At 38.5% G+C, this 9149-nt stretch carries 3 protein-coding genes; all 3 read right to left on the bottom strand.

All coding sequences use genetic code 11. The features are described 5' to 3' along the window. The coding region (locus tag NPX99_RS07400) for an autotransporter outer membrane beta-barrel domain-containing protein (protein ID WP_269031225.1) at positions 1-2837 on the bottom strand (2837 nt) is incomplete at its 3' end. 186 nt (positions 2838-3023) lie between these two features. After that, a complete protein-coding gene (locus tag NPX99_RS07395) occupies positions 3024-5609 on the bottom strand; it encodes an autotransporter outer membrane beta-barrel domain-containing protein (RefSeq protein ID WP_269031224.1) in 2586 nt (861 codons plus the stop codon). A 186-nt stretch (positions 5610-5795) separates the two neighbouring features. Then, positions 5796-8912, bottom strand: coding sequence for an autotransporter outer membrane beta-barrel domain-containing protein (locus NPX99_RS07390; RefSeq protein ID WP_269031223.1), 3117 nt, complete (start codon positions 8910-8912; stop codon positions 5796-5798). Between the last annotated feature and the right edge of the window lie 237 nt (positions 8913-9149).

The raw sequence follows: 9149 nt of genomic DNA, 5'->3' as shown, positions 1-9149 counted from the left end.
TTGGTCTGAATATCAGGCTTCACAGGAACAGGTGCAACGGGTGAAGGCGTTGGTGAAACAGATATAGAGGAAGGAGGTGTAGGATCTGCAGATTGAAGATCTACTGGTTCAGAGGGGGCAACTGGAGAAGGTGTAGATGCCTCAGACGTCGGATCTTCAGATGAAGATGGCACAGACGTTTCAGACGAAGAAAGTTCAACTGGAGACAACGGAACAGGTAACTCAGGCACAGGAGCAGGTGCGACTGAATCAGACGGGGCGGCTGAAGATGACGCTGGAGGAATAGGTGTAGATGGAGCCGAAGGAACAGGTAATTCAGGCGCAGGAGAAGGTGTTGGTGAAATAGGTATAGAGGAAGGTGGTGTAGGATCTGTAGGTTGAAGATCTACTGGTTCAGAGGGGGCAACTGGAGAAGGTGTAGATGCCTCAAACGTCGGATCTTCAGATGAAGATGGCTTAGATGAGGAAGGTGTAGCTGGAGTCAACGGAACAGACGAAGAAGTAGAACCATCAGAGGTAAATGGTACAGAGGGTTCGGATAAAGGAAGTGGAGGTGAAGAAGACGGAATAGGCAACTCAGGCTCAGGTGTCACAGAAGAAGATTCAACTGAAGAAGCAGGAGTAAGGATAGAATCTGGAAGGGAAGGTTTAATCGGAACAGATGCCTCAAACGTAGGTTTCATAGATGAAATTTCAACTGGATCATCAGAAGGAAATGATGCTGATGTGGAATCGGCAGGAGTAGAAGACGGCGCAGACGGCTCATCCGAAGAAGGCATAGACGGCTCATCCGAAGAAGGCATAGATGGAACATCCGAAACAGAAAGAGGTACTTCCCCCGATGAAGAAGGCTCATTTGGAGAAGAAGGCATAGATGAAGTGGCCGTTAGATCCGTAGAAACAGTCTCAGTTTCAGAAGAATCATCTTTGGGACTTATATAGATACTTTCAAGACGAAAATCCCAAAAATCTCCTTTACCTGCAAGTAATCTATTTTGGGGATCTGCGTCCCCCAAAGAAGATCCTGGACCATAACCACGAAGATGATATTGATAAGGAAAGCTATTTATGGTAGCATAATTACCGATAAGTTGAAAAGAACTTTCATGCGCATATCCAGCAACTTGAATGATTGAAACACTTTGATCTTTCCCATTACTCACCTTTTTTTTTGAATTTTTTGGAAGATCTTCCATCTGTATGAGAGTGTTTCCTGAAGCATTACCATAAATCAAAACACGATCAATTTTTTGTGTATCAAATGAACCATCATCATTCAAAAATGCCCTAAGATGAATCCGAGAATTACCTTCTGCCAGATACACTGGGGATTGTGAGCGATAGAACTCATTCTCTTCTGTCTTATCCATATTTCTTTCTAATATATCCGTTTCTTTTCCAATGCGCAGCGTCTGATAATTATTGGATATGGCTTTAAAAATAATAGTACTATCTGTAATACTTACAGATGAGAGAACTGAATCTGTAGAATTCTCTTCCTCTAAACCCTTATCTTTACTTTGAGTGAGATACCATGTCGAGCTATGCATTAACTCTAAATTAACAGTAGAGAAATCCTCAGTTCGAATACCTCCTGTAAGTGTAGAGTTATTAGCTTTTACGGTTATAAAAGAATCATGTTCAGCTTTTAATAACAAATCACCAGAGATTTTAGTTCCTTCCGATAATTCAAGAGTAGCTTTAGCTCCATAGCCATCAGGTCCAGTACTATAAATGGCAATACCATCAGGAACTGCAAAAGTTGTCCTTAATAAAGAAACAGATGCTGTTCCCATAATGATTTCTGTTTTGAAACGTTTTTCATCTTCTATATCCAACATATTAGCCCATACTTTTGCATCTAACACATCAAAATATAGACCATATACCTCCTTTCCATGAACCAAAATATTTGCATCATCAATCTTAATACTTGTTTTTTTAAACTCATCTGATGAATCGTATTCCTGAATTAGCTTGCCACTTTTATTGGCTAAACCTGAAAAATTTGTAATCAAAAAGCCATGCATATCGGTAAGTTGAATAGAATTATTCCTCAAATGAACTTTTCCACCTTGAGATACGTTAAAAGCCTCTGGTAACCTATCGATACTTTCATCATCAACTACAACAGTGTATTTTTTTCCTTTTCCCTTAATATCCATTGCATCAAGAAGATATTCTCCTCCAAGCTGTGTTGTAAACGCGCCAGTTTCATTAAAAGTAACACTACTGCCAGACATCCTAACCATTGCCCCCAATTCACTAACAATAGCCATACCTTTCGTATTCACATCACCTGATACAATATCAACATTTACACGAACTAAAGCAATATCCGCTTTTTTTCCCGATGCATAAATAGCATGAGAAATTCCCCCAATTTTCCCGTCTGTTACCTTAATTGCTCCATTTTGAGCACGAAGAGCGGGTATATTCTTAAAAACTGAATCCGTTAGATCAAGCTTTCCATTCTCTGCAACATACGCACCATATGCAGAATATGCATCATATGAAGTTTTTTTACCTGACATATTATCCAAGAACCTCACCTGAGACGCATTAATAACTGTACCTTCCTTTTCTACATATACAGATGCAATGGGAATAGAACTTTGAGAATATTTATGGGAATAGTCTTGAACACTTTTTAAATAATAGTCTCTACCTTTAATTGTATGCTTTTTACCATCACGACATATATAAGAGCCCTCTGTATCATTACAGGGAATTCTTGAATCGCCAGACTTGGCATGAACACTCATTATTGTTATTGGCAAAAAAGAAAAAACAGCCGTTGTGAGAGTATATAAAAACTTATAATTTTTAACTATCATTCTATTGTAACCCCTCTCCCCCCTAATATATAAAATCCCCCCCCCTTTATAATAAAAACAACTAATAACTCCGATATCGCTAAATTAAACATTTGAAGGTAAGAAATAAAAAGCTAAAGGATTACTTTTAGTACTTTCATATAACACCCTATACTCATTAAAACTTACCTTCTATTTTATGTGTAACTAAAAACGGTAGCGAAGACCTCCAGAGAAATACATTCCAGAAAAACCAGCTTTGCTAAGCTGATGCTGATAGGCTACGTTTCCATGTACTGAAAATTTTGGCGATAATTGTGCATTAAAACCCAATCCAGCGTCTAAAGAAGAACCAAAAGCACCTAACTGAAACGCATCTTTAAAATGCACAAATTGTTTCTTTCCAAAACTATGAACAAGATGAAGCTTTCCATTGAAAGAAAAAACATGCCCCTTCTCAGATGCAGCAAGCGTCTTAGTTAAACGTCCACCAACACGCACCACCCACTGATCAGGTTTGCCCATCTCAATATCAAAACCATCGATATCAGATGCCTTATCAAATTGTAGATTTTGATAAATAACCTGAACCTGCGGATCAAAAATAAGACTTTTATCCCCTGTCATAAACGCCTTACCGCCAATCAATGAAGCACTCAGAGGATTGCCTTTCAATGTTGTTGTTTTTCCCCTTGCAAGAGTCAGAACATCACCTTGAAACAAACCATAAGAAAGGAGACCATCCAGATAAAAGCCGGTATCATGCTGCATGCTGCTGCCATACGCTGTAACCGCCCATTTATCAAATGCAGTTTTTTTGCTCTCTACAATATCCCGAGGCTGTAGAGACATTTTCCCATAAGTTCCCATAATTCCAAAGGTTGTGGTACGATGTGCACCCTCAAGTGCTGTGAGTAAAAATCCTGCCTCTACAGCATTATAATGAAGATTGCCTCCAAAGCCATATTCAAGTGCAGAAAGATCTGAAACATAACGTTGACTTCCACCATAACCCCGCACAAAAAAAGCAGAATTTTCGCTCTTTTCCAACAGCCCTCCACCAGCAGTACGCAGTGTTCCCATCTGCGCGTTCTGACTATTGACATCCATCAAACCAGCCTGAAACAAAGCATTTGGTAAAAGCAGATATGTTGGAACTTGTGGCACAACGGCTCTAACATCTCCATCAGAATGAAGAACAGAAGCCTCAGAATTGGCGACAAGAGAATTACGCCCAACACTAGACCCAATGGAACGAGGTGTACGGCGAAGAGAAACCTGTTTTTTCAACGAAGCAGAAGAGCGATTCACATATTCAGCTTCAAGGCGGAAATCCCAAAAATTCCCATTACTATTATCTAGATTTTGTTTAACCAATTTGTTCTTATCTTTTGCTGTTCCTAGAGAAGAACTTGGACCATAAGCACGAAGACGATACACATAAGGTGCCCCTCTTAGGGCTACATAATCATTTACTAATTTAAAGGAATCTTCCTCTGCTTTTCCATAAACCTGAACGATGGAAACACTCTGAATATCTTTTTGCTCATCTTGGCTATGGCTACGGCTCTTGCTTTTCTTTGAATTTGTAGAAGCGTCTACGATATGAACCTTAGTTTTTCCCTTAACATCACCATAGATTAAAAGCTTATCTGCTTCTATCCCCTTGTTTGAAGAACTCATATCCAGATGCGCATTTATCTGAAGGCGTGAAGCATCTTCCGCAATATAATAAACACTATCATATATATTATAACCATCCGTGTCTCCAATATGAAGCGTCTGGTAATTACCATTTTGTGGTTTTTTAAAAACGATGGAGCTGTTAACAAGCTTTACAAAGGAAATTGATGAAACTGTAGATTCTGAGTCTTTATGTTTTCTTGGTGTCACAGTCCATTGCGATCCATTAGACAACACCAATTCGGCATAAGAATCACGATTAACACGTGCTCCACCTACAAGAAAAGAATCATCAGCTTCAATCCCCACTACTGAGTGATTCTTAGCCTCTACTAACAAGTCAGCGAAAACACGTGATTTTTCTGTTATCTTGATATAAGGATACCTTCGAGCATTATCAATATAAACCGCTGTACCATCTGGAACTTTAAAAGTGGTTTTCTTCAAGTAAAAATTCCCTAACGGAACAAACACCTCTCCTTCTATATATCTGCGCTCTGCGTATCCACCCAAAAAATACAAACCAACAGATCCATATCCCGCAATCTTTATGTCTGAATCCTCAACAACAACCTGAGACGTATTTTGCGGATCTCGCAAAGGATCACTAGAAAAAACAGCTGGTGCACTCTCACCCACGAGACCATACGCATTGCCGACATCCACATCACTATTCTTAACAAGAAGAAAGCCCCCTTGTTTCACACCCAAAACGGCATGAGGGAAACTACCAGTTCCTATCTTTTTACTACTCCCAGTAACGGAAACTTTATCTAAAATGGTTACCGCCTTTGGATCTGCAACCACCTCTGATACAATCTTTTTAGATTTTCTAAATTGTAAAACCTCACCAGATCTTGATTTGTTCTCTTTTTTCGTCTTAAGAATTATTTTTTCACAATTTCTTACGATCACAGCCCCAAGAGAACCTTCCTTGAAAAAATCTGTATAAGACGGATTAATACTTCCATATCCTTTGCTCGTTCCATATGTATTACACGAAGAAACATCCGCTACCTTAGCCTTTACATCTATATGATGCGCAAAGAAAAAAACAGATGTTGTAAGGGCACACCAACAGACGTGGCGTTTTAAAATTTTAATCATCATTCACTATAAACTTTCTTCTCTCACCCTCATTAAAAACGAAAGAGACATATCTACCGATTGCTCCATTGCGGAGCGATCAAGTAATTCATTTTGAATTATATGTAAAGCTAAAATCAAAAAAATAACACAATAAAGTCATGTTGTGCCTGTGAATTTCACAGAGAATGTGTCAAAGAAAGAGTACCATTAAAAATGATACTTGAATCCACCAGAGAAATGTGTCCCAGAAAAACCAGCCTTGGTAAGTTTATGCTGATAATTCACATCTCCATGAACTGTAAATTTGGGCGATAATTGTGCATTAAAACCCAATCCAGCTTCTAAAGAAGAACCAAAAGCTCCTAACTGAAAGGCATCTCCAAAATGCACAAATTGTTTATCACTAAAATCACGAACAAAATAAAGTTTGCCATAGAAAGAAACGAAATGTGCTTTTTCAGCCAAAGCAAATGTTTTAGTCAAACGTCCACCAACACGTACCACCCATTGATCAAGTTTACCCATCTCTATGTTAAAGTTATCAATATCATGTGCCTTATAAAACTGGAGATTTTGATAAATAACCTGAACCTGTGGATCAAAAATAAAACTTTTACCCTCCATCATAAATGCTTTGCCAGCAGTTAAGAAACCACTCAGTGATTTACCTTTTAATGTTGTTGTCTTGCCTCGTGCAAGAGTGAAGACATTCCCATTAAAGAGACCATAAGATAACAGTCCATTCATATAAAAACCTATGTCATGCTGCATGCTGCCATAGGTTGTAACAGTCCATTTATCAAATGTGCTTTCTTGGCTTTGCTTAATATCTCGAGGATGCAAAGAAACTTTTCCATAAGTTCCCATAACCCCAAAAGATATAGTACTGTCTGTCGTTTCGATATTTTTCAGCAAAGTTCCAGCTTCTATAGCATTATACGCAATCTCGCCTCCAAAGCCATATTCAAGCGTAGACAGATCTGAAACATAACGATAATTACTGCCATAACTCTGTAGAAACAAAGCAGAATTTTTATCGACTTTCAACGATGGAAGAGAAACTGTTCGCAGTATTTCCAACTGCTTATTTAGATGACTCATATCCATCAAACCAGCATGAAATAAGCTATTTGGCAAAAGGAGATATGTTGCAACTTGTGGGACAACAGCCCTTACTTTTTTCTGAAAACGAGGAGAAAGCTCAGAAGCAAAAACAGCCTTAGATATAACGGAAACACGACCTCGCTCAGATACACCGGCCTTCTCCTCAAGCGTAATAGGAAAAAACGCAAGAGCAGAAGGATTTTTCATCAAAGCATCAGTATCAACAGATCTCACGAATGTAGGAAAAGTAGCACCAGATTCAGCAGAAATAGGGCGAGAAGCAGACCGGCGAGTTAAAATCCTCGCCTCATCGACAGTGGTTCCAACGGATGTAACAAGAGAAGAAGAGCTTAGGCATTCAGAACTTTTCCCCATTTCAACGCAAGCAGCCTCATCTCTAACAAAACTAGGAAGCTGCCCTGAAAAAGAAGAAGAAGTATTATAACGCGACACAGGAAAATAAGAAATAAAAAACAAATCCGAGTAATCAGAAGAAGGAGATTGTATCACTTCACTTTCGAGGCGGAAATCCCAAAATTCTCCTTCCCCCTTAAGCACTCTTTGAGATAAATCCGCTTGCCCTAAAGAAGAACTGGGTCCATAAGCATAGAGACGATACTTATAAGGTGAACCTTCCGGCGTAACATAATCACCATTTAGCTGAAAAGAGTCTTTATTTGCTGTTCCATAAACTTGAATAATGGAAATTCCTTTGTTATTTCCGCGCTCCCCCGTATAATCCCCTCGACTCCCAAAAGCATCTTGCACATGTACTATCGTTGTTCCCTCAACATCACCATGAATCAAAAGTCGATCTGTCTTTTGCTTTTGAAGATCCCCCCCTTTATCCAAATATGTATTAAGATAAAGATGCACATTACCTTGCACATGATAAGCCTTGCCTCCCCCTTTTCCAACGAGAAGTGTTTTGTAAATATCACCTGTTTTTAGTTCTTTAAAAAAAAGAGAACTATCAACAAGATTTAGGGATGAAAGAGATGAATAATGACCCAATTGAGAACCAGAAAAGGCAGAGTTTTGCAATTTTTCATATTTTGGTTGCGATAAAGTCCATTTTGAATTATTTTTTAATTCTAGGGTAGCCGTAGAATTTTCATCAACATGTGTTCCCCCTATAAGCGTAGAAGCATCAGCTATAACCTTTACAGTAGAATTTCCCTCAGCCTTCAACAATAGATCTCCCAAAACTGTTGAACCTTGTGAGAGTTTAAGAAAACTCTCGAATTGTCGACTATAAATAGCCGTACTTTCGGGAGTCATAAAAAACGTCCTAGACAAATAGACCGCTCCCCGTCCAGATAAAACTGTTTCTTTGTCTTCATCAAATGCTACTTCCCAAAGAAAACGTATACCATTAAATGACTTATTTCTTATCATAATAGTAGAGTTTTCAATATGGGCAGTATTATTATCATTTCCCTGTAATGAAAGACCATGAGCATTGGTAACATTAACTCTTCCTCTTTGAACAGTAATAGACCCCGCACCTTGAAGCATCTGAAAAGCAGAATTTTCACTATGCCTGCCTATATTCCTCATGTACCTTCCCCTTTCAGTAATAGAAACACCATCTAAAATAACCTTGCCACCTCCTGCTGTTTGAACCCCAATACCGTTTGTAAAATCAATCTTTCCTGCTTTCATCTCAATTTTTGCACTGTCTTGGCTAAAAAGACTTACCGCACCAGCACTTGTCCTAATTTCTGCATGATTTAAAAAAATAAAAGAATCTTTACCAACTACGCTGCCCCCCATTCGCGTTGCATTAATCACCCCATTTTGCATCTCAAAAGCTCCTCCCTCATCAACATCTACACCTATTGACACATTATTTAAGATGGAATTGAATAGAGTAACACCTCCCTCCATCGAGGTTTTTACACCTGTTGTCCAAAATCTTTTTCCTGAATGATTGTTTGCATTTGCAATGCCGTTAATAATTATAGCGTCTGCTTCAATGACTGTCCCCTCCCCCAAAGCCTCTATAGCTGGCTCAAAGCTTTGACCCGTGAGTGTATAAATTTTGTTGGAAATTTCATGTTCTTTAGCATCGTTACATCGATAAAATGAAGCGCTTTGACTACATGAAAATTGCTTCTTCTCAAAAAATTGATCAGCAGCATCAGCATTCTGTACAAAGAAAAGAATAATCGCCGTAAAACCACATAAAGAGAGGTGATTTTTAATTTTTTTAATCATATTTCTACTACAAACTTTCTTCCCCTTCCTCTGAAAAAACCGTGTTCTGCTTCATTGCCATTATTGCGTGCAGTAAATAAAAACATTATGTATTCTATGTAGAGCAAAAATAAAAAATATTACAACCTAAAATTGTGAAATTCAAAAAAACATGTAAAAATATAGACAACGATATAAGAACTGCCAAAACCCCTTATTTAAAAACAGCTTATCAATGTGCACGTTAGAAAAAACCAC

It is taken from the genome of Bartonella sp. 220B, assembly GCF_026930205.1.
GTDB lineage: Bacteria > Pseudomonadota > Alphaproteobacteria > Rhizobiales > Rhizobiaceae > Bartonella.
This window is presented reverse-complemented; position numbering and strand designations above follow the sequence as displayed.